This window comes from Geomicrobium sp. JCM 19039, from assembly GCF_000698145.1.
Classification (GTDB): Bacteria; Bacillota; Bacilli; order Bacillales; family Marinococcaceae; genus Geomicrobium_A.
In genome coordinates, this window is sequence record NZ_BAXB01000005.1 from 70,566 (window position 1) to 96,056 (window position 25,491).

Annotated in this window: 20 protein-coding genes and 7 pseudogenes; 26 read left to right on the forward strand and 1 reads right to left on the reverse strand. The window is 41.5% G+C overall.

Features of this window, described 5'->3' with window-relative positions:
• The first annotated feature begins 99 nt into the window (after window positions 1–99).
• The 16 genes and pseudogenes from JCM19039_RS27205 to JCM19039_RS07040 all read left to right on the forward strand — a co-directional run bounded on the left by JCM19039_RS27205 (window position 100) and on the right by JCM19039_RS07040 (window position 13,164).
• Window positions 100–1,491 carry a CRISPR-associated endonuclease Cas3'' gene (locus JCM19039_RS27205; RefSeq protein WP_307190192.1) on the forward strand — a complete coding sequence of 464 codons (1,392 nt, stop codon included), beginning with the start codon at window positions 100–102 and terminating at the stop codon, window positions 1,489–1,491.
• Complete coding sequence (locus JCM19039_RS27210) at window positions 1,488–2,096, forward strand: helicase-related protein (protein ID WP_307190193.1); 609 nt, start codon at window positions 1,488–1,490, stop codon at window positions 2,094–2,096. Before JCM19039_RS27205 ends, JCM19039_RS27210 begins: the two co-directional genes overlap by 4 nt.
• Before the next feature lie 61 nt (window positions 2,097–2,157).
• Window positions 2,158–2,547 carry a hypothetical protein gene (locus tag JCM19039_RS27215; RefSeq protein ID WP_307190194.1) on the forward strand — a complete coding sequence of 130 codons (390 nt, stop codon included), beginning with the start codon at window positions 2,158–2,160 and terminating at the stop codon, window positions 2,545–2,547.
• 414 nt (window positions 2,548–2,961) lie between these two features.
• Window positions 2,962–3,672 carry a type I-C CRISPR-associated protein Cas5c gene (gene cas5c, locus JCM19039_RS06990; protein WP_042425377.1) on the forward strand — a complete coding sequence of 237 codons (711 nt, stop codon included), beginning with the start codon at window positions 2,962–2,964 and terminating at the stop codon, window positions 3,670–3,672.
• A gap of 6 nt (window positions 3,673–3,678) precedes the next feature.
• Window positions 3,679–5,562, forward strand: coding sequence for a type I-C CRISPR-associated protein Cas8c/Csd1 (gene cas8c / locus JCM19039_RS06995; RefSeq protein ID WP_042425380.1), 1,884 nt, complete (start codon window positions 3,679–3,681; stop codon window positions 5,560–5,562).
• Window positions 5,559–6,416: a type I-C CRISPR-associated protein Cas7/Csd2 gene (cas7c, locus tag JCM19039_RS07000; RefSeq protein ID WP_042425384.1), complete on the forward strand. Its 858-nt coding sequence runs from the start codon at window positions 5,559–5,561 to the stop codon at window positions 6,414–6,416. Before cas8c ends, cas7c begins: the two co-directional genes overlap by 4 nt.
• Window positions 6,406–6,501 (forward strand): annotated as a pseudogene (locus JCM19039_RS27855) (CRISPR-associated protein Cas4); the annotation flags it as partial. The gene cas7c and the pseudogene JCM19039_RS27855, both read left to right, overlap by 11 nt.
• Before the next feature lie 5 nt (window positions 6,502–6,506).
• A pseudogene (locus JCM19039_RS23665) lies at window positions 6,507–6,614 on the forward strand (CRISPR-associated endonuclease Cas2); the annotation flags it as partial.
• A gap of 616 nt (window positions 6,615–7,230) precedes the next feature.
• A pseudogene (locus JCM19039_RS07010) lies at window positions 7,231–8,279 on the forward strand (sulfate ABC transporter substrate-binding protein).
• Window positions 8,280–8,336: 57 nt separating this feature from the next.
• On the forward strand, window positions 8,337–9,128 hold the full coding sequence (gene cysT / locus JCM19039_RS07015) for a sulfate ABC transporter permease subunit CysT (RefSeq protein WP_042425613.1): 792 nt from the start codon (window positions 8,337–8,339) through the stop codon (window positions 9,126–9,128).
• Entirely contained in the window at window positions 9,125–9,931 is an 807-nt protein-coding gene (gene cysW, locus JCM19039_RS07020; protein WP_042425387.1) for a sulfate ABC transporter permease subunit CysW, read from the forward strand. The genes cysT and cysW overlap by 4 nt, the downstream gene beginning before the upstream one ends.
• 5 nt (window positions 9,932–9,936) lie before the next feature.
• The gene (locus tag JCM19039_RS07025) at window positions 9,937–11,010 is read left to right on the forward strand and encodes a sulfate/molybdate ABC transporter ATP-binding protein (protein ID WP_042425390.1); all 1,074 of its coding nucleotides are present in this window, start codon (window positions 9,937–9,939) and stop codon (window positions 11,008–11,010) included.
• A gap of 75 nt (window positions 11,011–11,085) precedes the next feature.
• Complete coding sequence (locus JCM19039_RS23070; protein ID WP_081834374.1) at window positions 11,086–11,235, forward strand: YezD family protein; 150 nt, start codon at window positions 11,086–11,088, stop codon at window positions 11,233–11,235.
• A gap of 230 nt (window positions 11,236–11,465) precedes the next feature.
• Window positions 11,466–11,756, forward strand: coding sequence for a hypothetical protein (locus JCM19039_RS07030; protein WP_052398588.1), 291 nt, complete (start codon window positions 11,466–11,468; stop codon window positions 11,754–11,756).
• Between the two features lie 119 nt (window positions 11,757–11,875).
• The gene (locus JCM19039_RS07035) at window positions 11,876–12,721 is read left to right on the forward strand and encodes a YitT family protein (protein WP_081834375.1); all 846 of its coding nucleotides are present in this window, start codon (window positions 11,876–11,878) and stop codon (window positions 12,719–12,721) included.
• 11 nt (window positions 12,722–12,732) lie between these two features.
• The gene (locus tag JCM19039_RS07040) at window positions 12,733–13,164 is read left to right on the forward strand and encodes a BsuPI-related putative proteinase inhibitor (protein WP_042425393.1); all 432 of its coding nucleotides are present in this window, start codon (window positions 12,733–12,735) and stop codon (window positions 13,162–13,164) included.
• On the opposite strand, the gene JCM19039_RS07045 is transcribed toward JCM19039_RS07040, so the two are convergent.
• Window positions 13,125–13,577, reverse strand: coding sequence for a GNAT family N-acetyltransferase (locus tag JCM19039_RS07045; protein WP_042425396.1), 453 nt, complete (start codon window positions 13,575–13,577; stop codon window positions 13,125–13,127). The two genes, JCM19039_RS07040 and JCM19039_RS07045, sit on opposite strands and share 40 nt — an antisense overlap.
• A gap of 189 nt (window positions 13,578–13,766) precedes the next feature.
• On the opposite strand from JCM19039_RS07045, the gene JCM19039_RS07050 reads away from it, so the two are divergent.
• The 10 genes and pseudogenes from JCM19039_RS07050 to argF all read left to right on the forward strand — a co-directional run bounded on the left by JCM19039_RS07050 (window position 13,767) and on the right by argF (window position 25,187).
• Window positions 13,767–14,519 carry a cytochrome c oxidase assembly protein gene (locus JCM19039_RS07050; RefSeq protein ID WP_255343638.1) on the forward strand — a complete coding sequence of 251 codons (753 nt, stop codon included), beginning with the start codon at window positions 13,767–13,769 and terminating at the stop codon, window positions 14,517–14,519.
• Window positions 14,494–14,691 (forward strand): cytochrome c oxidase assembly protein, encoded by a 198-nt coding sequence (locus JCM19039_RS26395; protein WP_373975207.1) that lies wholly within the window; start codon window positions 14,494–14,496, stop codon window positions 14,689–14,691. The genes JCM19039_RS07050 and JCM19039_RS26395 overlap by 26 nt, the downstream gene beginning before the upstream one ends.
• Before the next feature lie 13 nt (window positions 14,692–14,704).
• Window positions 14,705–15,313: an SCO family protein gene (locus JCM19039_RS07055; protein WP_042425399.1), complete on the forward strand. Its 609-nt coding sequence runs from the start codon at window positions 14,705–14,707 to the stop codon at window positions 15,311–15,313.
• Between the two features lie 456 nt (window positions 15,314–15,769).
• Window positions 15,770–16,800: pseudogene (argC, locus tag JCM19039_RS07060) on the forward strand (N-acetyl-gamma-glutamyl-phosphate reductase).
• A gap of 15 nt (window positions 16,801–16,815) precedes the next feature.
• Window positions 16,816–18,052: pseudogene (gene argJ, locus JCM19039_RS07065) on the forward strand (bifunctional ornithine acetyltransferase/N-acetylglutamate synthase).
• Window positions 18,049–18,810, forward strand: coding sequence for an acetylglutamate kinase (gene argB / locus JCM19039_RS07070; RefSeq protein ID WP_042425402.1), 762 nt, complete (start codon window positions 18,049–18,051; stop codon window positions 18,808–18,810). The pseudogene argJ and the gene argB overlap by 4 nt, the downstream one beginning before the upstream one ends.
• Before the next feature lie 18 nt (window positions 18,811–18,828).
• On the forward strand, window positions 18,829–19,986 hold the full coding sequence (locus JCM19039_RS07075) for an acetylornithine transaminase (RefSeq protein ID WP_042425407.1): 1,158 nt from the start codon (window positions 18,829–18,831) through the stop codon (window positions 19,984–19,986).
• Window positions 19,987–20,000: 14 nt separating this feature from the next.
• Window positions 20,001–21,080: a carbamoyl phosphate synthase small subunit gene (locus JCM19039_RS07080; protein ID WP_042425409.1), complete on the forward strand. Its 1,080-nt coding sequence runs from the start codon at window positions 20,001–20,003 to the stop codon at window positions 21,078–21,080.
• Window positions 21,073–24,234 (forward strand): annotated as a pseudogene (locus JCM19039_RS27860) (carbamoyl phosphate synthase large subunit). The gene JCM19039_RS07080 and the pseudogene JCM19039_RS27860 overlap by 8 nt, the downstream one beginning before the upstream one ends.
• A pseudogene (gene argF, locus JCM19039_RS07090) lies at window positions 24,235–25,187 on the forward strand (ornithine carbamoyltransferase). It begins immediately after the preceding pseudogene.
• The last annotated feature ends 304 nt before the right edge of the window (window positions 25,188–25,491 follow it).

Below are 25,491 nucleotides of genomic sequence, written 5' to 3' on the forward strand. Positions count from 1 at the left end.
AAGTGGAAATCACGTAACCAACTTTCGCGACGTTGGTTACGTGAAATTTCACCTTAATTTATCGAAAATTAAAATTAATTGTAGAATTAAGGAGGTATTATGTCAAAAAAACAGAACCATAATAATAGGTCAAAAGAATTAACGGAGGGTACGATGTTCGTTGCTCATTATCGAGAAAGAGATGAAAAAGATCAACTCGTGCGAGACCATTTATTGGAAACGATGTGTTTATCTGAAGGGTATGGTTCAAAGTTAAATGTAAAGCATATCGCCGGTTTAGCTGGACTGTTGCATGATTTAGGAAAGTATAGTGATGATTTTCAACTTTATTTGTATCAAGCGGTTTTTGAACCTGAGAAATCAATTTTTCAAAGAGGGGATGTCGACCATGCCACCGCGGGTGGAAAACTCCTTTATGAGAAATATTATACGAAAGACAGCTCGCCCCACGAAAAATTACTTGTAGAGGTTGTTGGGAACGCCATTATTTCTCATCACGGTAATCTTCATGATTACATTACTCCTGATAATGAATCCCAATTTTTAAATCGGATCACGAAAGAGAAGTTACACCAATTCGAAGAAGTCAAACTGCGGTTCTATGAAGAAGTGATTTCTGAGATTGAGTTTGAGGCGTATGTGGTAAAAGCTGTAGAAGAACTCGAGCAATTTGGATCATATGCGATTGATGGAAGCTTTTTTCTTACGAAGTTCGTTTTTAGTTGCTTGGTCGATGCAGACCGTACGAATACAAGGGAATTTGAACTAGGCGTTTCTTCAACAATAACCACACATGAAAAACCAGAGTTTAAACGCTATTATCATACGTTGATGAAATATCTTAAGTCTCTTAAACAAAAAGAAAATGCGGACGAGCCCATTAATGTACTTAGAAGAGAGATGTCCGAGAAATGTGAAAAGTATGCGAACAAGCCTTCTGGCATTTACACACTATCCATTCCTACCGGTGGCGGCAAAACGCTCGCAAGTCTTCGTTATGCCTTGAAACATGCTGAGAAATATGGCAAAGATCGAATCATCTACATCGTACCTTATACAACCATCATTGAACAAAATGCTCAGGAAGTTCGATGTCGACTCGATGCCGCCGACGATGTTTTAGAATATCACTCAAACCTCGTTGATGAAACCGTTTGGGATCTCGGTGATAAGGGCGATGAATTTGAAGACGGACACGTAACAAAAAAACAGAAGCTTAAACTCTCTGCCGAAGATTTCTCAGCACCGATCATTTTTACGACGATGGTTCAGTTTTTAAATGTGTTTTATGCGAAAGGGAACCGGAATACGAGGCGTTTACACAATTTTAGCAACTCAATTATTATTTTTGATGAAGTTCAAAAGGTTCCTTTACATTGCTTGTCATTATTTAATGAAGCAGTTAATTTTCTGCATCAACGCGCACAATCATCAATACTACTTTGTACAGCGACTCAACAACGTTGGGGGACATCGCATATAAACTGGTGAAAAATGAAAATGATGAAATCATAACTAATTTACCAGCAATTGGAGAGTCATTTAAACGCGTTAATGTAGTGGATAAGACTAAAAAGCAGATAAATAATGATTCACTCGTAGAGTGGACGATGGAAAGCATTAAAGATTGGGGTAGCACATTAATTATTCTTAATACTAAGCGCGTAGTTAAGGAATTATATGAAAAGTTACAAAGTGAAAACATTCAAGTCTTTCACCTAAGTACATCAATGTGTCCAGCACATCGTAATGATCAGTTAGAACAAATAAAGAAAAAGCTAGAATTTAATATTCCGTTTGTTTGTGTTACGACTGCTCTGATAGAAGCGGGCGTGGATGTAGATTTCAAGTGTGTTGTTCGGTCTCTTACGGGCTTAGACTCTATTGCTCAAGCAGCAGGTCGTTGTAATAGAAATGGAGATGATGATAGTAGAGATGTTTTTGTTATTGACCATGCTGAAGAAGATTTAGACAAGTTAATCGATGTAAAAGCTGGTAAGGCGATTTCTAAACGAATGATAAGGTACTATATGAAGCGACCATCATGTTATCAGCATAATTTGTTTGGGGAAATAGCAATGAGAGAATTTTTTTGAGAAATTTTATGAAGAAAGAAAAGGGGTTTTTAACTACACTATAAAAAAGTATGAATCAACAATGACGAGCATCACAATTAATACAGATTTAAGTGATTTCATTGAGGAATACAATGAAAATAACAAAGATAGCTTCCCGCTAGTACAGAAAAGTAGCATGACGACAGCTGCTAAGCATTTTACTGCAATTGATCAAAAAACCACTTCAATTATTGTTCCTTATGGCAATGAAAGTAATGGAGGTAAAAGTATTATTGCTGATTTAGGAAGCAATAATATAATAGATGACTTGTCATATACTTTAAAACGAGCTCAACAATACACGATCAATGTATTTGAACATGAATTAAATGATCTGAAAAATAAGAATGCGATTATATCTCATCTTGACGATGCTGTCTTGGAATTACGTGAGAATTGGTACAGTGAAGAATATGGTGTTGAATTATAAGGTAATGGGGAGTTGAGGAATCTAATGTACTATTTTCAACTTCCCCATCATTCAAGGTTTTAGAGCTAGTCATTTTAATTCTTATTTCAATCCACGCACCACAAGGTGCGAATAAATTATATGTAATTATTATGATTAAACTTTGAAATAAGAACTGAATGTAGTAAGAATTCAAGAAATAAAATAACTAAATATAAATGAAAGGAATCGACACAAATATTCCATATCAACATATTATGTTGTGATTACTCATGGAGGAGGAGCGTGTGAATCAAAGGATTAAACATATTTTAGGGAAAATAACTTTAGGGATTATTATTAAAGTAGTTGGTGAGATGATATGGCGTTTTATTAGGGTCTAAGCAAACCAACGCCTTTTCAGTGTAGAAGAGGCGTTGGTACACGAGGTGAGATATGAAAAATCAAATTGAATTTGAAGTTTATGGTGATTATGCACTTTTTACCGACCCACTTACAAAAATCGGGGGTGAAAAATTGTCCTATAGCGTGCCCACATATGAAGCATTAAAGGGGATTTGTATGTCTATTTATTGGAAGCCAACAATTATTTACTACATTGATGAAGTTCGTGTTATGAATCCAATTGAAATGGAGTCAAAAGGGATAAGGCCTGTTGATTATACAGGTAAGAATGACTTGGCTAATTATACGTATCTAAAAGGGGTTCGATATCAAGTGAAAGCACATTTTAAATTTAACTACAATCGACCTGAGTTAGAATATGATCGCAATGAGGGAAAACATTTTAATATATTACAACGTTCATTAAAAGCTGGGGGAAGAAGAGATGTTTTTCTAGGTACTCGCGAATGTCAAGGCTATGTTGAACCATGCAAGTTTGGAAGTGGAACAGGTTGTTATGATAAAAGTGGAACTCACAAATTAGGGACTATGGTACATGGATTTAATTACCCTGATGAAACAGGCAGGGATCAATTAGAAGTCAGGCTATGGCAAGTAGATATGATAAATGGCCGCATTAAATTCGATAATCCTGAAGATTGTAATCTGGTACGGTCTATAAAAAAAATGGAAGCAAAGAAATTTGGTAATGAGAATTTGACATCGGTGGAGGAGTTGACAAAACAAATTGGAGGTGAATAATCAACGATGAATTGGTTAAATGATTTGTACAATACATACAACCGGAATATACAACAGGTTGGGGTATGGGAAGAAAAGAAAGATGGAAGTGAATATACTTTATTACCGATTGCGCATACAACACAACAAGCACATATTGAAGTAACAATTGATCATGAAGGGGATTTTTTAGAAGCAAGTGTGATTGGAAAAGTTAGCACAGTTCTTCCTTGTACTGAGAAGTCGTTAATACGTACTAGTAATGTAGAGCCACATCCTTTACATGACAAGCTTATGTACGTAGCCGGTGATTTTCAGAAATATGGTGGTAAGAATAGAGGTAAAGATCAAACACCGCACGAGAAATATCTGGATAATCTTAGAAAATGGGCTATGTCAGAAAACACGACGATACAAGTGAGGAGCATATATGAATATCTTAAAAAGGGTAGCCTTATCGAGGATTTAATTGACGAAAACGTGCTGTTTGTGGATGAGAACAACAAGTTGATTGAAAAATGGAAAAGTGATTATGGAGATTTAATTGACACAAAACCTAAAATATTCACATTCATTGATAACCAATTTGGTGCGTTTATAAGAATCAATGTAGTATCTCCTAGCTTAAATACCCCTGTATGGAAAGATACTAAGATGTATGAGTCATTTATAACATTTTACAATGATCAGTTAGGAGAAAAGGGTATTTGCTATGTTAAAGGCAATGAGACTCCTCTAATTGACAAACATCCCGCTGGAGTTCGATACCCTGGAGATAAAGCCAAATTAATCTCAGGTAACGAAACGATCGGTTTTAGAGGGAGGTTTAAAAAAGAAAATGAAGCTGTAGGTGTCGGTTATGATGTTTCTCAGAAAGCACATAATGCGTTAAAGTGGCTCATTCAAAAACAAAGTAGGAACTTCAAAGGACGAGTACTCACAGTGTGGGGAAGTAAAGACGAACCATTGCCTGTACCTAATGATGGAACAGATGTTAATAACGAAGCTAGTAAACAAGAGGTGAAAGAAACTAAAGCAGATATTAAGGGTTATATTGCCAATAAAGTATACAAATCTTTTGCTGGATATAGCAATAACCTTAATACTAGAAGTGAAGTTAGCATTCTAATTTTGGATTCTGCTACTGAAGGGAGAATGGCAATTGTATACTATCGAAATATGAACAAGAAGCATTACTTAGATAATTTAGTATACTGGCATCAAACATGTGCATGGAGACACTTATATTTAGACGAAAGTAATAAAGAGCAATCATTTGTTGGTGCTCCGACTACTGAGGATATTGCTTATGCAGCTTACGGACAGAGGGTAAATGACAAGATAGTTAAAGGTTTTATAGAAAGAATACTACCTTGCATTATTGATAAAAAACCAATTCCTATAGACATCGTTAGAAGTACGTATAACCGAGCAATAAATCCGATTGGGCTTAATTATAAAGCTAACAAATCTTATGAATGGGAAAAGTTGTTTAGTATTAGTTGTGCATTAATACGAAAAAGGTACTCGGATAGAGAGGAGTTTTGGGATGTGGCATTAAACACAGAAACAACAGACCGAAGTTATTTATTTGGTCGCTTATTAGCAATGGCGGATTTTTTTGAACGAGGTGAGCTAGAAGCAAATCGTGCAACAAACGCCATGAGGTACATGAATTCTTATGTAAACAATCCGACTCGGACTTGGTCAACAATTGAACAATCATTACAACCTTACTACGTCAGAAAAGGTGCAACGATTCGTTTTCATCTAGAAAGAGTGCAGCAAGTGATGGAGAAATTTGAATTTGAAGATTTTAATAATGATCCTTTATCTGATCTATTTACACTTGGTTTTTACAGTCAACGCCTTGAACTTTATAACCAAATTAAGAAGGGGACAACAAAATGAAGACATTAGATAAGAAGATTGACTTTGCAGTAGTTATTTCAGTCACAAAAGCAAACCCTAATGGAGATCCTTTAAATGGCAATCGACCTCGTCAAAATTATGAAGGTTATGGTGAAATTTCTGATGTGGCTATAAAAAGAAAAATAAGAAATCGTTTGCAAGACATGGGTCAATCAGTATTTGTTCAATCAGAAGACCGTAAAGATGACGGATTTAGAAGTTTAAAGGATAGAGCTGAATCTGATGAAAAATTAGCTGGAATGCTAAAAGATAATAAGGCCTCAGTTGATGAATTCTCAATAATCGCATGTGAAAATTGGATCGACGTTAGAAGCTTTGGTCAAGTGTTTGCGTTTAAAAATTCTAAAATATCAGTAGGTGTTCGCGGACCGGTTTCAGTACATACTGCTATGAGCATTGATCCAGTCAATATTGTTAGTACACAAATTACGAAAAGTGTGAACTCTGTCACTGGTGATAAAAAAGGTGAAGACACAATGGGTATGAAACATCGTGTTGATTTTGGGGTCTATCTGTTCAAAGGTAGTATTAACACGCAACTTTCAGAGAAAACAGGGTTTACGTATGAAGACGCTGAGAAAATAAAACAAGCGCTCGTCACCTTGTTTGAAAACGATACGTCTTCAGCTCGTCCTGATGGTAGCATGGAAGTTCATAATGTCTACTGGTGGGAACATTCATCAGCGCTCGGACAATATTCTTCTGCGAAAGTGCACCGTTCTCTACAAATCAAAGCGAAGACCGACACACCAACGGCTTTCGATGAAGACAATTATGCTGTTGAGTTACATGAATTGGAAGGGCTCACTCCAGAAGTGTTACATGGACAATAATATTGAAGAGTATTTAATGCTATCCGGCTTGCAACATTTTCAGTTTTGCAAGCGGCAATGGGTGCTCATTCAGATTGAACAACAAATGTAGATGAGGATAGCTTGCGAATCTATCGCTTAGGTAAAAACTATAAATCAAAAGTAGAACACATCGGAGCAAAACCATCAATTAATATTGAAGAACCGCTCATCTTTTAACTGGTGCGAACCCTAAGCGAACATAAAATCCCTAGGTGACCCGCACCAGTATTTCGGTCAATTGTGTGAAAGTGTGTGATTAGATTTGGTCTAATACGGGGATTTTGCTAATTTTCATAAGCAAAAACTTTAGGTTTAGGAGGAATTTGACTTTTTTACGGAAAATTCCGCCATCGCACTCCGTGTGAGTGCGTGGATTGAAATTCCGAGTCCCAGCTTGATGTGGGTTAGTTCCAAAGGTCGCACTCCGTGTGAGTGCGTGGATTGAAATTACGATACTTTGCGCAACAGACTTCGTATTCTTGTCGCACTCCGTGTGAGTGCGTGGATTGGAATGAGCTGGAAACGCTGTTTGCTCATTGAGCAACTCAAAATGCTTTCGATCTTGAGACATAGGTCTTTTTGTTTTATTTTTAAAAATAATAAAAAATAAAAGGTGAACCATTGACATAGTTAACTAATAGGAATAGTATGATAAAAAAGAAAATCAGACGCGCTGACCGGACAACCGAAGGCCGACGTATAGAATGGGTTGACACTCTATACGTCTGGTCTTTTTTTCTTAAATCATACTATTTTCATTTGAATTATCAGTTATGTGAGGAGAGGATGTTTTATGAATCGGGGTTTTTACATTTCTGGTTTTGTAGTTTTATTTGTTCTTGCAGCGTGTGATGTGGGCGGAGTTGAGGGAGACCGGAGTGAGGAAGCCGTTCAAGGGGACGTCTCTGAAAACGGAGATTCTATTGAACTCTTAAATGTTTCCTACGATCCAACACGGGAATTTTATGATGATTATAATCAAGCGTTCGCAGACTATTGGTATGAGGAAACGGGCGACACGGTATCTATTAATCAATCCCATGGAGGGTCAGGTAGCCAAGCGCGTTCTGTGCTGGATGGTTTACAGGCCGACGTAGTTACGCTTGCTCTCGCTTATGATATTGATGTATTACAAGACCAAGAACTGTTAAATGCGGATTGGCAAGATGATTTTGATCAGAATTCATCTCCTTATACGTCAACGATTAATTTTCTCGTTCGTGAAGGAAACCCGAAAGGTATTGAAGATTGGGATGATTTGATCCGTGACGATGTTGAAGTTGTAACGCCAAATCCCAAGACTTCAGGAGGGGCAAGATGGAATTACTTAGCCGCATGGGGATATGCAGAAGAGGCTTATGGAGAAGAGGAGGCTGAGGGGTTCGTTACGGATATATATGAAAATGTATCTGTACTTGATTCAGGTGCCAGGGGATCTACAACGTCCTTTATTGAGCGAGACATTGGTGATGTATTACTTGCTTGGGAGAATGAAGCATTGCTAACGATCCATGAACTAAACGCCGATGACTTTGATATTGTCACTCCTTCTGTATCTATTTTGACGGAGCCGCCAGTTGCAGTCGTAAATAAGACCGTTGAACAAAAGGGAACGGGGGAAGTTTCAAATGCGTATTTAGAATATTTGTATTCTGAAGAAGGGCAAACAATTGCTGCAGAACATTTTTATCGACCAAGAGATGAAACCATCTTAAGTGAGTTTGAAGAGTATTTCCCTGAAGTTAATTTATTTACAATCGAGGAGAAATTCGGGAGTTGGGCAGAAGCGCAAGAAAAGCACTTTTCTGATGGGGGATTTTTGATCAAATTTATTCACCATAGTCAGGAGGAACCTTTTTGAGTCGCACTTTACCAGGATTTCCGTTTACATTTGGATTTATGATGTTCTACATGAGTTTTATTGTGTTTATTCCACTGATTGCATTGGTTTGGTATACGATGGGAATTGGTTGGGAGGGTTTTTGGAACGCCATTATCGATCCTCGCTTATTTTCGGCTCTTCGACTTAGTTTTACGGCATCCTTTATCGCAGCAATTGTAAATGGAGCATTTGGATTGCTGATTGCTTGGGTGTTAGTTCGTTATGATTTTTTTGGTAAAAGATTAATGGATGGACTTATTGACCTTCCTTTTGCTTTACCTACAGCTGTTGCAGGAATTGCACTAACGAGCTTGTATGCTGAAAATGGATGGATCGGTTCTTTGTTAGCCCCTCTAGGCATTGAAGTCGCGTTTACTCCGGTCGGTGTAACGATAGCATTAACATTTATTGGGTTACCTTTTGTAGTCCGGATGGTTGAGCCGGTGCTTCGCTCCTTAGATCGTGAAACGGAAGAGGCCGCTGGCCTACTTGGGGCAAGGCCTTTCACGATCTTCCGGACGGTGATGTTCCCCTTGTTATTGCCAGCAATTTTAGCTGGCATGACGCTAGCGTTTGCTCGTGCATTAGGAGAATACGGTTCCGTTGTTTTTATTGCTGGGAATATACCGATGCAAACGGAGATCGTACCTCTACTAATTATGAACAAGTTGGAACAGTTTGATTACGCGGGTGCAACGGCTATAGCGACTGTTATGCTCTTGTTGTCTTTCATTCTTTTATTCGCTGCTAACATTCTTCAGTGGTGGTTATCCAGGAAAATTGGGCAAAAGGTGGCGCATTCTTCATGACCGAATCTAAGGTTTATAAGCCAATTCTCATTGTTGCTGCCTTTCTTTTTTTAACGTTATTTCTAGTTCTTCCCTTGCTTATTATTTTCATTGGCGCTTTTAGTCAAGGGTTCTATGTATTTTGGTACTCGATTACAGAACCTGCGGCTAGGCATGCAATATTTCTCACGATAATCGTTTTAATCATTACGGTCCCATTGCACACATTGTTTGGTTTAACTGCTGCTTGGGCTCTAACAAAGTTCCGGTTTCGAGGTCGTCAATTTATCATTACGTTAATTGAAATTCCTTTTGCTATATCTCCTGTTATTGCAGGGCTTATATTCATTATTCTCTATGGAGTAAATGGTTTTTTTGGTGAATGGTTAATAGATAATGACTTGCAAGTTATTTTTGCACTACCTGGTATTATTCTTGCCACGATGTTTGTTACGTTACCGTTTATTGCCAGAGAGTTAATTCCATTGATGGAAGCACAAGGGACGGATGCAGAAGAAGCTTCAATCACGCTTGGTGCTGGAGGGTTCCGTACGTTCTATCACGTAACATTTCCAGCAATTAAGTGGGGCTTACTTTATGGTGTGATTCTATGTAGTGCCCGAGCAATTGGAGAGTTTGGAGCTGTTTCCGTAGTATCTGGAAGAATTCGAGGCGCGACAAACACAATGCCTTTACACGTCGAAATTTTATACAATGAATATCAATTTGCTTCCGCATTTTCCATCGCGTTATTGATGAGTTTATTCGCAATATTCACGATAATAATTAAACAGATAGTGGAACGAAAACAACATTTGAGGTGATTAAGTTGTCTATTACGATAAAAGATATCAACAAAGTGTTTGGCAAAACACCAGTCCTTAAGGATATTCATCTTAATGTTAGACAAGGGGAACTACTGGCACTCCTAGGACCTTCTGGTTCTGGAAAGACTACGCTACTTCGAATCATTGCTGGACTTGAACATGTAACAAAAGGGGACATTTATTTTGAAGATAAAAATGTGACCCATGAAGGTGCACAAGACCGAAGTGTCGGTTTTGTATTTCAACATTATGCTTTATTCCCTCATATGAAAGTAAAAGACAACATCGCCTATGGATTGCGGGTGAGAAAAAGAAAAAGCCGACTTCCTAATGTAAAGATTACAGAAAAAGTACAAGAGCTTCTCCGGCTCGTGAAGCTTGAAGCGTTTGGTGATCATTATCCTAACCAGTTATCAGGTGGTCAAAAACAAAGAGTAGCGCTTGCAAGGGCGTTGGCGATTAATCCATCGGTTCTGCTTCTCGACGAACCATTTGGAGCACTAGATGCTCAAGTTAGGAAAGAGTTGCGCAAATGGCTAAAAACATTGCATAAACAAACAGGCGTGACGACATTGTTTGTCACTCATGATCAAGAGGAAGCGCTAGATGTCGCTGATCAAGTGGTCGTGTTGAAGGATGGAGAAATAATTCAGAGAGGCACACCGATTAACATTTACGAGTCGCCAAACAGCCCTTTTATGTATCGCTTTTTAGGTAACGCGAATGAATTAAATGGAGTTGTCACCAAAGATGGAGTCTCAATAGATGGTTTGACATTCGTCAGTGAATGGACACACACGATCGGTGCAGAAATTGTTGGTTATATACGCCCCCATGAAATCTCCATTTCACACACTGAATCAAGTGAACATCAATTAGCGGTTACAATCTCTTCAATTCATCATGTTGGTCCGGTAGTTTTTATAGAAGCAAAACGCAAACATGGTGAAAAAGAGAATGTCGAAATTGAGTTGTCAAAAAGCAAATTTGATGAATTATCCATTCGTGTAGGGGACCATATGTACGCTCGTATCGACCGACTTAGGACCTTTGAGTCTGAGGACTACTGTATATAACACTGACAATAGATTGTTTATGAAAAAGTAATGAGTAGATAAAATCAATCACTTAAACAGTAGGAGGAGATAAAGATGGGAAGTAATCAAATTGGTCAATACCATGAAATTAATGAATTAATAGAGGAAATGCTAACTGGACTTCAATTTGGATATGTAACCATTACCGTTCAAGATGGCAATGTCATTCAAATAGAAAAAAATGAGAAGCATCGGCTGAAGTGAATGATTACTACAGCCACCATATGTAACCCTTTATTATGGGAATTATGATTGAAAAAGTTGATATGCGGATTACTTATTAACGATGAGAAGAAATTCATGCTACTCTTCGAAACAGATTGCCCTTTTTGAAAGAAGTTCAGTGCCCTTACTCATGAAAATTTGAAGTTTAATCTTTTTTAATAAGGGAAAAATGTGTACTAAGATAACAACAATTGTAGGAGGGCGCAGTGATGAGTAAGAAGAGCATTTTTCTAACATCTTCAGTAGCTGCTTTGGCTGCTGGTGCAACATATTTGGTACGTAACCCTGAGAAAAGAAAAGAATGGGCGGACCGTGCGAAATCTGGATATAATAAGATGGTCGGATCAGCAACGAATAAAAGTTCAGACATTCCACTAGAGCAACGAATTGGGAATCCCGACCCAATGGATATTAATGACAATGAAATGGTCGCAGAAGGGTCGACGTACTCGGTTGACTATTACAACAAAGAGCACGAAGACCAACCTAAACCTCACTAAATAGAGGGATGAGAAGCAAGGAAGGATTTACCTTCCTTGCTTAATTTAGGTTCAATAAGGTATACTTCAACGTAATGTTTCTCATCATTTGATTACATAATAGCTTGAGGTGTCTGCACGTGATCACAAGACGAACGACGATAATTTCAGAATTGCAACGAATTGGAATTATTATTTTCGGGGCAGCTACTGCGGCTTTTGGCCTGAATTTCTTTTTGATTCCAGCAGACGTATTTGCTAGCGGCCTGACAGGGGTAGCACAGTTTGTTAATGCGCTCATCCCGATATCTACAGGTGTATTGTTACTCGTGTTGAATATCCCGGTTGCGATCCTTGGTTGGATAAAGGTCGGCCGTTTGTTCACGTTTTATAGTTTCTTGCATGTTGCGTTAACGTCTTTCTTTTTGGAGATCATCCCAGTTCAAGGACTGACTGGAGATATTATGCTCAATGCTGTGTTTGGCGGTATTATCGTCGCTATCGGTACGTCGTTGCCACTTCGGTTCGGTGCTTCTGCTGGTGGGTTGGATATTATTGCACTCGTATTGGCGAGAATGAGTGATCGCCCAGTTGGGGCATATTTCTTTATTTTGAACGCATTGATTGTTGTATCTGCAGGGTTTGCATTTGATTGGGAACAAGCGCTCTTCACGCTCGTTTCGATATATGCATCGTCTAGAATTATTGATATGGTTCACACAAGACATGTAAAGTGTACAGCGTTAATTATTACGAAAAAAGCGGACATTTTACGTGAGCGTATTCATGAGCATTTGACGCGAGGGATTACGAGAATGCCTGCAAAAGGTGGCTTTGATGCTACTGAAAAAGAAGTTCTCATGATTGTTATTACAAGGTATGAGCTCTATACGTTAAGACAGATCACAGAAGAAGCTGACCCTGAAGCATTTACGAATATTGTTCCGACAACTGAAATCTTAGGTTCATTCCGTAAAGATGACTAGGAGGTGGGCGTATGAACTTTAGCGTAGTGGTGGAGAACGAAGAAGCCGGTAGTGTTGTTCGAGCAACGCTCTTAAATGATACGAAGGACGCGTTGCACCTTTATTTTCCCACGAGTCAGCGATTGTCCGTTCGGCTTTATGATTCGGCGGACGACAACGCGTTGGTTTATGTGTCTGAGCGGGAGTGGATGTACATGCAAGTTGTGGAGGATGTGTACGTTGCTTCTGGCGAAGAGGTTGTATATGAAGAAAAAATTCCAAGCCGGTTATTGACGGACGGACATTCCTATCAAGGGGTCGTGAATTTGACTGCAAAAAAAATGAACGGGACATCTGTTTCAGAGAAGGTACAGCAAACGGTTACATTTACACGCAAGCGTAAATACGCTTGGCTTTTTGTTTGTCAAAATTGGAAACCGTATCGCTTGGAAACAACATCATAGAAGCCGAGGGAGTTGTACAATTTTTTGGTTGCGATGTTGTTAACACCTGTTTCTAATTCGATCCCCTTTAATCCATGTTGCTCTGCCCAATGAATGACGGCCAATAACAGCTTTTTGGCAATACCTTTATTACGATGACCTTCGTGTACGTATAAATCATTCAGCCAAATGTACTTGCCTCCTTTACGCAAACTGAATTGCGTATTTAAGTAGGCTGCGCCAATCATTTTTCCATCATCTTCAGCGATAAAGAGTTCAGCGTTCGTGTGAGGGGACTGTGTCTGTAGTAAAATATCGTACATGTTCTGGTAAGCATCGTCTCCACCAATGGATTCCATTTGCCCCATTAACAAATCGGCAGCTTGATGAATCGTTTCGTTATCATGATGTTCTTCAAGTTTATAAATGTTCATGACACCCCTCCTCAAAATACCCATTGCATTGAATTGTTTTCGCAGGGAATACTTCAATTATGATAGCATAGGTATGATCATTTAGAAACGAATTGGTTTTCCCACAAAAATGTAACATCTTGTTCAAAACAGTAGGAATGACTTGTGATAAGATTGTGAGAGAAACCTCAAAGGTAATGGAGGGGTATGATGGGTGAAGTGTTTGAAGTACTGTCATTCAGAGCTTTATGGACGCCTGAATTAATTGCAGTGCTTCTTATTATAGGGGCATTATATTTTTTACTTACGAGACGTTGGCGTGCTCGTTTTACGAGTGCAGGCAAGCAAACCTTTAAGCAAGATGTAATGTTTGTGACAGGACTCGTTTGTTTGTACTTAGGTTGGGGTAGCCCGCTTTACAGTGTAGGACACATGATGGTTTCCATCCATATGATTCAAATGGTTTTCGCGTACTTTTTAGCTGTACCTTTGTTTATTCTTGCACTTCCAAAATGGCTTCTAGCCGGTGTATACAATTGGTTGGACAAGAAGGTACAACCTTTGCGTATGTTAATTTTTCATCCAATTATTGGACTCATCTTTTTTAATGCACTTTTCTCGATCTATCACATACCGGTAGTGTTTGACTTTTTAATGTTACGCCCGGGTGTTCACAGCGTATACGAGATGGTCATGTTCGTTGCTGCAATTATGATGTGGTGGCACATGCTTGCGCCTCTGCCGAGTAAACAATACTTGCACGACTTTCGAAGAATTATTTACATCTTTGGAAACGGGATTCTCATTACACCTGCGTGTGCACTAATTATTTTTTCTGGTACCGCACTTTATGATACCTATACTGATATGAGTTTTTGGGCACAAGTGATGGCGTACTGTATTCCAGGTGGGGCGGCTGTTCCTGCATCGATGTTTGGTGGTCCAGGTTCTGGGTGGACTTGACGCATACAGTGATCAGCAACTTGGCGGTGTTGCTATGAAAGTTGGACAAGAGCTCGTGTATGGGACAACGATCGGTTTTGTCTTCAAACAATGGCTGCAAAAAGAAAGCCATCAAGATGGCGAGTTAACGATTAGTGATATTCCGTCACACATTAAGACCGGGGAGCGCTAGGAGGAATCGGACTTTGAAACAACAGATCATAAAAACAGCGAGTCTATTCATACTGGCTGTTGTACTTAGCGGTTGTGGTTGGTTATATGACACTGGAGGGGCATCTTCAGAAAATGGTCAGGATACGTCGGACCTCGACTTGGAGATGATTGAGTTTACAGCGGTTAACCAATTTGAAGAAGAAGTAACCGAGGCAGATATGGAAGGTGAGTACTCCGTTGTGAACATGGCCTTTACTCGTTGTCCTTCGGTATGTACAATGCTTACCCCAAATATGGGCATGGTCCAAGACGGTATTGAAGAAGAAGGCATTGATGCGTCGTTGTATACCTTTACAGTAGATCCTGAATTTGACAGTCCAGAACGTTTGGAACATTACGGTGAAGCGTATGCTGCGAACTTTGACGTTTGGCAGTTTTTGACCGGATATGAATTAGAAGACATCCAACAAATTGCAAACGAGACATTTAATTCAGTCGTACAACCAGCTGAAGACGATATTATGCATACGACGTATTTCTTCATCGTCGACCCAAACAATCAAGTGATTCGTTTTTACGATGGGTTAGCAGACGATGTTTCACCAATTGTAGAGGATTTAAAAGAACTCACAAACGAATAGTATTCGAATAAGTCAACAGTTTCTCGGTCCACATAACTTCGGTTATGTGGACCGATTTTTTTGTGAATGTCAAAAACTAGGCAGTTGTGGTAAGAGGAGTTAGTGTTCGTAAACGTTTAGGAAAAGGGCGTTTGATCCTATATAAAAATCGTAATACGAAAAATACTTGCAATGAGGATTCGATGTAAACCTAACGAGTATATCGGTGTGGGATGTCTAGTCACCAAGCCCCATACGCATATCAAAAAGATTCAATCATCGTCTATTTATGCGCGCATCGATACCATCCTCACCTAGTGGAAAAGTCGGCGTACTCAAGCTACTTCGGCATTTTTTGTGTATAGGAGTCGTAAAAACATCGTTCATCTAAATTGATAAAAATACACTTGAATTAATTTTTATCCAAGTTTATAATGAACATAGATATTGTATAAATATAAATAGAGGTGAGAAATTATGAAAGTGGCGATCGTCGGTGCAACAGGATATGGAGGGATTGAGCTTGTTCGAATACTCCGGCAGCACCGTCGGGTCGAAGAGCTTTCCGTCTATTCCTCATCTTATGCAGGGACTTCGTTTGGAGCGTTTTACCCGCATATTCAAGACATTTATCGAGGCATATTGAAGAGTGTTGAAACGAAACAGTTAGCAGATGATTATGACATCGTTTTCGTCTCAGCCCCACCAGGTGTGGCGGCAGAACTGATGGAAGGGTTGCTAGATGGTAACGCGCGCGTCATTGATTTATCAGGAGACTTCCGGATCAAAGACCGCTCAGTGTACGAAGCTTGGTACGAGCGCAACGCTGCGAAACAGTCATTCATCCAAGAAGCAGCTTACGGTTGAGTGAGTGGAATAGAGAAAAAATTGAAAATGCACGACTGATTGCAAATCCAGGTTGTTATCCGACAGCAATCTTGAACGGTTTAGCGCCGTTAGTGAAAGAGAACGTGCTTGATATGAGTTCGATCATCATTGATGCAAAATCTGGCACGACTGGAGCGGGAAAGACCCCGAGCGCCATGACACATTTCTCGGAAATGAATGAGTCATTGAAAATATACAAAGTGAATGAGCATAAACATACACCAGAAATTGAACAAGAACTATCGGAATGGAATGCAGCCGCACAACCTGTCACGTTCACCCCTCATCTTGTACCGATGACAAGAGGGATCATGGCGACAATGTATGCAACGTGCCAGTCATTATCAAAGGAAGACATTCTTGCAATCTATGAAAAATATTATAATTCCAAACCGTTCGTGCGAATTCGTAAAGATGGCTTTCCTTCGACGAAAGAAGTACATTCGAGTAATTTTAATGATATTTCCTTCTCGTTTGATGCACGGACAAATCGAATTACAGTCGTATCGGTGATTGACAACCTCATGAAAGGGGCGGCAGGGCAAGCCGTTCAGAATATGAACATTATGCAAAAGTATGAAGAAGGAGAAGGGCTCTTCATGTTACCTGTGTTTCCATAAAAGGAGTGTGTGAAAATGGGAGAAACGAGTTTCGTAACTGATCAAGTATGGTCGAAAATTCCGGACGGCAGCATCACAACGCCGAAAGGATTTAAAGCAACAGGTATTCATACGAAAGTGAAGAGAAAGCGAAAAGATTTAGGCATCATCTACTGTGAACAACCGGTGCCGGCGGCGGCTGTCTATACACTGAACCAAATTCAAGCTGCACCGATCGCGGTGACGAAGCAAGTGCTCGAAGATGGCGGGCATGTGCAGGCAGTTGTCGTGAACAGCGGGCACGCAAATGCGTGTACCGGTCATGCAGGATTGGTGGACGCCTACACCGTTCAGGAAAAAGCAGCGGACGTATTCAACATGCAAGCAGATAACATCGCGGTTGCGTCAACAGGGCTTATTGGTGAGCGTATGAAACTAGAGAAGATTCTTCCGGGATTGGAGCAACTCGTCCCAACGGACAGTAAAGAAGAGGCGTCGAGCTTTGCGGAATCCATCTTGACAACCGACACGGGGACAAAAGAAGTGTGTGTGCAAGTGCCAATCGATGGGAAGGTCGTAACGATTGCCGGTGTGGCAAAAGGATCAGGATGATTCATCCGAATATGGCGACGATGCTCGGTTTTGTAACGACTGACGCTCAAATTGAGCATGGCGTTTTGCAACAAGTACTTTCTAAAGTGACCGACCAAACGTACAACCGCATTACCGTTGATGGGGATACATCGACAAATGATATGGTGCTCACGATGGCTAGCGGGGAAGCAAACAATCAATCGTTAACACCGGATCATCCTGATTGGGGCGCTTTCCTTCGTGCATTTACGTATGTAAATGAAGAACTTTCAAAAATGATTGCAAAAGACGGTGAAGGAGCGACCAAATTAATTGAAGTCGTTGTGAATGGTGCACCAACAAATGAGTGTGCAGGTAAAGTTGCGAAGCAGATTGTCGGAAGTGATCTCGTAAAACAGCTGTTTACGGGGCAGATGCCAATTGGGGAAGAATTATTTGTGCCATTGGGTATGCAGGCGTACCCATCAATCCAGATACGATTGATATTCGCATTGGTCCATGTCAGACACTTTTTAAAAGTGAGCCTGTGCCATTTGATGAAGAAGAGATCAGTGCTTACTTACAAAACGACACGATCCAGATTAAGATCGATCTTCATGTAGGTGAGGGCTACGGAAAGGCTTGGGGCTGCGACCTTACGTATGATTATGTTCGAATTAATGCGGGGTATCGCACATGAGCAAACGATACATTGTTGTGAAGTGTGGGGGGTCAACAATTAATGAGCTAACGCCACTGTTTTATGATCGTTTAAAACGCTATCAACAAGAAGGAAATCATCTCGTTGTTGTGCACGGTGGTGGCAGCGATGTGAACGATATGCTTGATATTATGAACGTGGAATCGACGTTTGTCGGTGGTTTACGACGTACCACACCTGAAGTGCTCGCTGTAGCGGACATGGTCTTTAACGGAAAAGTAAACCCAAAAGTGTGCTCGGCGTTGCAACTAGCAGGAGTAAAAACAGTCGGATTATCAGGGTGTGACGGATCGATGATTCAAGCCAGGTTGTTAGATGAGAACACCTTAGGTCTTGTTGGTGAAGCGGTTGAGGTGAACACAGATCTTCTTGACCAACTGACGACCCGGGGATTAACGCCTGTCATATCTCCAATTGTTTCCGGTCCAAAGGGCAGTCGGCTGAATATGAACGCGGACACTGCCGCCGCTCATTATGCGTCGTCGCTCGGTGCGAGGGAAGTAATCTTTGTTACGAATGTACCGGGCATTATGAAAGAAGGAGCAGTTCTTCCTACAGTGAGCGAGGAAGAAGTGCACGCCTTTATTGACGATGGAACGATTTATGGCGGAATGATCCCAAAAGTCCAAGCGGCCATTGCCTCACTTACGGGAGCTGTACAAAAGGTGACGATTATTAACGCAGATGGAACCGGACAAGGAACATCCATTCACAAGTCCGTCGTTCCGACAGTTTAAAGGGAATGGGAGATAAACATGCAAACGACTGAAACCAATCATCTATTTCCAACATATAAAAGATGGAACCTCACGTGGAATCGAGCGGACGGAAGTAAAATTTATGCAAATGATCAAGTTTTTCTCGACTTCATGACCGGAATCGGAACCGTCAATATGGGGCATGGACATCCCGCAATTATTGCGGCTGTGGAAGAACAGTTACACACGGGCTGGCATGCTTCCAATATGTTTCATTACAAATCTCAACAACAAGCAGCCGATACGTTAAGTCAATTGTCCGGCTTACACAATGTTTTTTTTACAAATAGTGGTGCGGAATCAAATGAAGCTGCCATTAAATTAGCAAGAAAAGCAACTGGGAGAAGTGAAATCGTTTCTTTTCATCAGTCTTTTCATGGAAGAACGTATGCAAGCATGACCGCTACCGGGCAGGAAAAAGTACGAGAAGGTTATGATCCGCTGCCTGAAGGCTTTACGTACGCAACGTTCAACGATGCGAATGAACTCGAACAGATTGTGTCAAGCGAAACCGCAGCCATTCTTTTGGAAGTGGTTCAAGGAGAAGGCGGCGTCAATATTGGTTCAGCTTCCTTTTTGCAAACGGTGGAAAACATTGCGAAAAAGAATGGTGCACTCGTCATTATTGATGAAGTCCAGACAGGGATCGGAAGAACGGGGTACCCTTTTGCATTTCAACAATATGGCATGAATCCAGATATTATCACATCAGCAAAAGGTCTCGGAAATGGATTTCCTGTCGGCGCTATGATTGGCCGGAAAGGGCTGGAAGTTTATTTTGGCGCAGGTAGTCACGGAACCACCTTTGGCGGTAATCCTCTCGCAATGTCTGCGGTTAACGCAACGTTGTCATTGCTCAATGATCAACTGTTAACAGAAGTTAAAGAGAAGGGGAGACTGGTGCAAACCTTCTTGGAAACCGCCCAACAACACTTGTCGATCATAAAAGAGGTGCGGGTGAGCGGGTTAATGATCGGTCTGGAGCTGGACTGTGATGCAGGCATGGTCGTCGAAAAGTTGCAAGAAGAAGGGATTCTTACCCTCGTTGCAGGGAAAAACGTGTTGCGGTTGTTACCTGCACTTACGATCGATCCACAAGAACTTAAGCAAGGACTACAAATGATTACGCACGTGTTGAAAGAAGTGTCAAGGTAAAGGAGATGGAGACAATGAAAGGGTATATCGTATTAGAAAACGGCGATGTGTTCACAGGAGAAATGGCTGGTCAACAAAATGAGGTGTATGGAGAAGCGGTATTTTTCACAGGAATGACCGGGTATCAAGAGGTCGTCACCGATCCTTCATACCGAGGACAGATTGTTGTTTTCACATACCCACTCATTGGGAATTACGGAATGCAAGATCATACCGATCAAAGTGATGAATGGCAACCAAAAGCAATCATTGTCGGGGAATGCTCCCCGGTTGGGCATCATCACCTGTCCTATTCATCTTTAACAGACGTGGCAGATCAACACGATGTTCCAATTCTTACAGGCGTCGATACCCGTGCAATTGTGAAAACAATTCGTAGTGAAGGAGCAATGGGGGCGGTCATTACGACAAACCCGGACGTTGTTGACTGGTCGAACTATTCGTCTATTGAGAGCGTCTCGTATGTTCCGGACGTTTCCACGAAATCTATTGAACAATACGGCGGTGGAAGCCTTCATATTGGGTTGTATGATTTTGGTCATAAAAATGCGATGGTCAAAGAGTTATCTGCTTTTGGAGCGAAAGTGACTGTTTTGCCATATGACACCCCGTTTGACACAGTAAAATCGATGCAGTTCGACGGCGTGTTGTTCTCAAATGGCCCAGGAGATCCGAAGCAATTATTAAAGCACTTGGATACGTATAAACAAGTGGCCATTCATCACCCAACATTTGCGATTTGTTTAGGTCATCAGCTTATGGCGCTAGCCTTTGGTGCAGATACGAAGAAATTGAAATTTGGTCATCGCGGAGCGAATCAGCCCGTCATCGATTTACAAACAGGCAAAGTAGATATGACCGCTCAAAACCATGGGTTTGTGGTGGATGAACAATCCATTGACCAGTCTTCTCTTGTTGTTACACATGAGAATGTGAATGACCAATCCATCGAAGGGTTGAAACATCATGAGTTGCCGATTATGACCGTGCAATATCATCCAGAAGCGAGTCCAGGACCGAAAGATAGTCACCCTTTATTCCATAGATTTTTCCAAATGATTCAAACAGAGAAAGAAGTGACCCTCTATGCCTAAAAACACACACCTTAGAAAAATCCTCGTCGTAGGGTCAGGTCCGATTGTTATTGGCCAGGCGGCTGAGTTTGATTATGCCGGTACACAAGCTTGTCTCGCCCTGAAAGAAGAAGGGTGCGAAGTGGTGCTCCTTAACAACAACCCAGCGACAATTATGACCGATGAGCGTTGTGCAGATGTCGTCTATTTTGAACCACTTACGCTCGAAACATTGAAGGACATTATTATTAAAGAGCGTCCTGACGGCATTTTGGCAACGGTAGGAGGGCAGACCGGATTGAATTTGGCACTCTCGGCGCATGAAGCAGGTATTTTTGCCAAATACAACGTTGAAATGCTCGGTACGCCGATGGCTTCTGTACAACAAGGTGAAGATCGTGAGCAGTTCCGCTCGCTCATGTACGACATCGGTGAACCTGTACCAGAAAGCACGATTGTCTCGACCGTAGAGGAGGCAGTCGCCTTTGCCGAAGGTGCTGGGTATCCGATCATCGTTCGTCCTGCCTATACGCTTGGCGGTGGTGGCGGTGGTCAGGCGTACAATGAAAATGAACTCAGAACAATCGCTAGTGGAGGATTGGAAGAAAGCCCGATTCGTCAATGCTTAATTGAACAAAGCATAGCCGGTTTTAAAGAGGTCGAATACGAAGTGATGCGCGATGCAAACGATACGTGCATTACGGTGTGCAACATGGAGAACATTGACCCCGTAGGTATTCATACCGGTGATTCCATCGTCGTTGCCCCGTCCCAAACGCTTAGCGACCACGATTACCAGATGCTTCGCTCGTCTTCACTAAAAGTCATTCGTGCGTTAGGCATCGTCGGTGGCTGCAATATACAATTTGCCCTTGACCCGAATAGTAATCAGTATTACTTAATTGAAGTTAACCCTCGTGTGAGTCGGTCATCAGCACTTGCCTCGAAAGCGACGGGGCTATCCAATCGCAAGAATTGCAGCGAAACTAGGCATGGGTTACCACTTGCATGAGTTAAAAAATCCAGTGACGAAACATACGTACGCCAGTTTTGAACCTGCCCTTGACTATGTGATTGTGAAGTTCCCTCGGTGGCCGTTTGATAAATTTCATGATGCTGAGCGCGTGCTAGGTAGCAAATGAAAGCGACAGGAGAAGTTATGGCGATTGAACGGAGCTTGGAAGCCGCTTTGCAAAAAGGGGTCCGTTCGCTAGAGATTCGTGTTGATGGTTTGAAGTTACACGGTGTTAGTCATATAGATACTGCTCAGCTTTATGATCTTGTCGAACACGCGGATGATCGCCGATTCTTTTATGTGTTGGAACTTTTGAGAAGGGGAGTATCTGCTGCTCATTTGCAAAAGATGACAGGCATTGATTCGTTTTTCCTCGATCATTTCATCTACCTTATCGAAATAGAGCAACAAGCAGAGAGTGCTTCATTAGAGACGGTGAGTACAGAGTCGCTTCATACGTTTAAGTCGGCAGGGTTCCAAGATGTGTGGCTTGCAAAAGCGATGAATACGACAGCCGAGGCCATTAAAGAGAAACGGACCGAACTCGGCATTATCCCGAGTTTTCATCAGGTGGATACGTGCGCAGGAGAGTTTCTTGCTGAGACACCTTATTTCTACTCTACGTGGGGTACGAAGGGGGATTCAAGCGACGCTAGTGCACCTTCTGTCTTAATTGTAGGGTCAGGACCTATCCGAATTGGTCAAGGCATTGAGTTTGATTATTGCTCTGTCAATGCAGCACATGCTCTCAAAAAGCTCGGGTACGAAACGATTATGGTTAATAACAATCCTGAGACGGTAAGCACAGACTATGAAACAGCGGATAAATTGTATTTTGAGCCACTCACCGCTGAGGATGTGATTCATGTTGCCGAGCGAGAAGATGTGAAAGGCGTCCTGTTGCAACTTGGCGGTCAAACGGGTGTAAAATTAACGGAGGCGTTGGAAGCGTCGGGCGTACCGCTATTCGGAGCGTCGTTTGATGTTATAGATCAGTTGGAAGACCGCTCTCGTTTCTATGAACTTCTTCAGTCGTTAAATATTCCTCATATTCCAGGTACAACCGGAATGGATGAAGAAGATGCAATCCGAAAAGCCGAACAGATTGGTTATCCGGTATTGCTACGCCCTTCCTATGTCATCGGTGGTGAAGGATGAGTATTTGTACTTCACAAAAAGAATTGGTTGCATACTTGCAAGACGAAGGACGGGTCGTACAATATCCGATTCTAATTGATCGTTATATGGCAGGTACAGAGCTAGAAGTGGATGTGGTGACTGACGGGGCTCAGCACTTCATACCTGGAATCTTTGAACATGTGGAACGAGCAGGCATACACTCTGGCGATTCAATTGCCGTAACCCCTCCATTTTCTTTGCGTACAGAGACGAAAGAACTAACGAATATTTATGCGAAAAGAATTGCTAATCATCTAGGGTTTGTTGGACTGTTTAATATCCAATTCGTTGATGTTGATGGACAGCTTTATGTGATAGAAATTAACCCACGAGCTTCTAGAACGGTACCGATCTTTGCAAAAATTACCGGAGTCGACCTCGTTGACCGCGCAGTGCAATTACTGATGGGAGAATCTTGGCAATCGGTATTTGGTGACGCGAACGGACAGCTCGAGGACATGGACTTTTACTCTGTGAAAGCACCTGTATTCTCGAATGAAAAGCTTGCAGGTAGATCCTTTGTTAGGAGCAGAAATGAAATCAACGGGTGAATTATTAAGTTTCGGTAAAACGATACAAGAGGCGATGACGCAAGCTTTTGCTTGGAAAGATGGTCAAATTCCTAAAGCTTATAAGCAACGAGGCAGTGTGTATTGTCAGATTGGGGAAGATCAGCGACATCAATGTGAGGAAACGATCCATCGTCTAAAAGAAAAAGGGTTTTCCATCATTGACAGTAGCCAAACGGACATCAGCTTCTTCAAATGGGTCCATCAAACGGATGCCCTTCTCTATATAAGTGTGCCTAGTGTTGGCACGAAAGAATTCCACGAAGAACGTGAGCACGCAAAGAAGAATCGAATCGACATTCTATCATCTCCGGATACACTAAATGCATTTGTAAATGCAATGTCCGCCCAGCATGAAAGTGTACCGCTTTCGATTTGGCAGGGAAAACAATCACAAAAGGTGGGGCTGTAGATGCAACAAACAAAAACGAACATCACTGGCAAAGATGTGCTCACATGGAAAGACTTCACAACTGAAGAAATTGAACAGCTTCTCGAACAAGCGAACTTGCTTAAAAAGAAACTAAAAAACAATGAATCCCAACGAAATGGTTAAAGGAATCACTCGATGATCTTTCAAAATGCTTCAACCCGTACACGCGTATCATTTGAAGTTGGAATGACGCAATTAGGAGGACACGCACTTTTTCTAAGCGGCGAAGATTTGCAAATTGGCGTGGTGAGCCCGTTGAAGATACAGCGAGAGCAATGTCACGCTATGTGGATGCTATCATGATTCGCGCCAACGATCATGAGATGGTCCAAAAACTAGCAGAGATGAGTGACGTTCCTGTTATTAATGCGCTAACTGACCTTTATCATCCGTGCCAGGCACTGGCGGACGCACTTACGATCCAAGAACAGTTTGGCCGTCTAAAGGGGCTAAACATTACGTATGTAGGGGATGGGAACAACGTTGCCCACTCTCTCATGATCATTGCTGCAAAACTAGGCATGAACATGACGATGGCTACACCACAAGGTTATGAAGGAGACACTGACGTTTGGGACGCGGCGCAAAAACAGGCCGAGCAAACAGGCGCAACGATCCGACATGTCGTCGATCCTGAACAAGCCGTTTCGGATGCGCACATCGTCTATACGGACGTATGGACGAGTATGGGTGCGGAGAAGGAGCAACAATCAAGGCTAAAAATCTTTGAAAAGTATCAAGTCAATGAACCGCTCATGGCGAAGGCACAACCAGGTGCGATCTTTATGCATTGCTTGCCAGCGCATCGAGGTGAAGAGGTGTCCGCATCGGTGCTTGAAGGCAAGCAGTCCGTCGTGTTTGATCAAGCTGAAAACCGTTTGCACGTTCAAAAAGCCATTTTGACTAGTGTAATGGAAGTACCGGCCACATAACTGTATAGCATGACCGGTGAACGACCCCGGATGTTCGTGTGAAACGAGCGTTCGGGGCGTTTTTTTGTGTTGAGTTTTACGAGTTGGCGTGGCTCTATGTACGGTTTCTAATAAGTGGTAAGGCGCACAAGTAAATGCTTTGGCAATGAGGCTTTTCAATATTTAAAAGCCTCATCTTCTTTTCTACGGCTGTATGAAAACGTCATGCTAATCATTGCCCGTTTTGTTTGGCGTTTATAAGAGAACATCAGTACAATAGATGATGACCTCATGGTTTGAAGTGTAAATGAGTTTGCATAAACGA

Coding starts and splice junctions, on each gene's coding strand:
- JCM19039_RS27205 (WP_307190192.1), top strand. CDS start 100: ATGTCAAAAAAACAGAACCATAATAATAGGTCAAAAGAATTAACGGAG.
- JCM19039_RS27215 (WP_307190194.1), top strand. CDS start 2,158: ATGACGAGCATCACAATTAATACAGATTTAAGTGATTTCATTGAGGAA.
- cas5c (WP_042425377.1), top strand. CDS start 2,962: ATGAAAAATCAAATTGAATTTGAAGTTTATGGTGATTATGCACTTTTT.
- cas8c (WP_042425380.1), top strand. CDS start 3,679: ATGAATTGGTTAAATGATTTGTACAATACATACAACCGGAATATACAA.
- cas7c (WP_042425384.1), top strand. CDS start 5,559: ATGAAGACATTAGATAAGAAGATTGACTTTGCAGTAGTTATTTCAGTC.
- cysT (WP_042425613.1), top strand. CDS start 8,337: ATGATGTTCTACATGAGTTTTATTGTGTTTATTCCACTGATTGCATTG.
- cysW (WP_042425387.1), top strand. CDS start 9,125: ATGACCGAATCTAAGGTTTATAAGCCAATTCTCATTGTTGCTGCCTTT.
- JCM19039_RS23070 (WP_081834374.1), top strand. CDS start 11,086: ATGGGAAGTAATCAAATTGGTCAATACCATGAAATTAATGAATTAATA.
- JCM19039_RS07030 (WP_052398588.1), top strand. CDS start 11,466: ATGAGTAAGAAGAGCATTTTTCTAACATCTTCAGTAGCTGCTTTGGCT.
- JCM19039_RS07040 (WP_042425393.1), top strand. CDS start 12,733: ATGAACTTTAGCGTAGTGGTGGAGAACGAAGAAGCCGGTAGTGTTGTT.
- JCM19039_RS07045 (WP_042425396.1), bottom strand. CDS start 13,577: ATGAACATTTATAAACTTGAAGAACATCATGATAACGAAACGATTCAT.
- JCM19039_RS07050 (WP_255343638.1), top strand. CDS start 13,767: ATGGGTGAAGTGTTTGAAGTACTGTCATTCAGAGCTTTATGGACGCCT.
- argB (WP_042425402.1), top strand. CDS start 18,049: ATGAGCAAACGATACATTGTTGTGAAGTGTGGGGGGTCAACAATTAAT.
- JCM19039_RS07075 (WP_042425407.1), top strand. CDS start 18,829: ATGCAAACGACTGAAACCAATCATCTATTTCCAACATATAAAAGATGG.
- JCM19039_RS07080 (WP_042425409.1), top strand. CDS start 20,001: ATGAAAGGGTATATCGTATTAGAAAACGGCGATGTGTTCACAGGAGAA.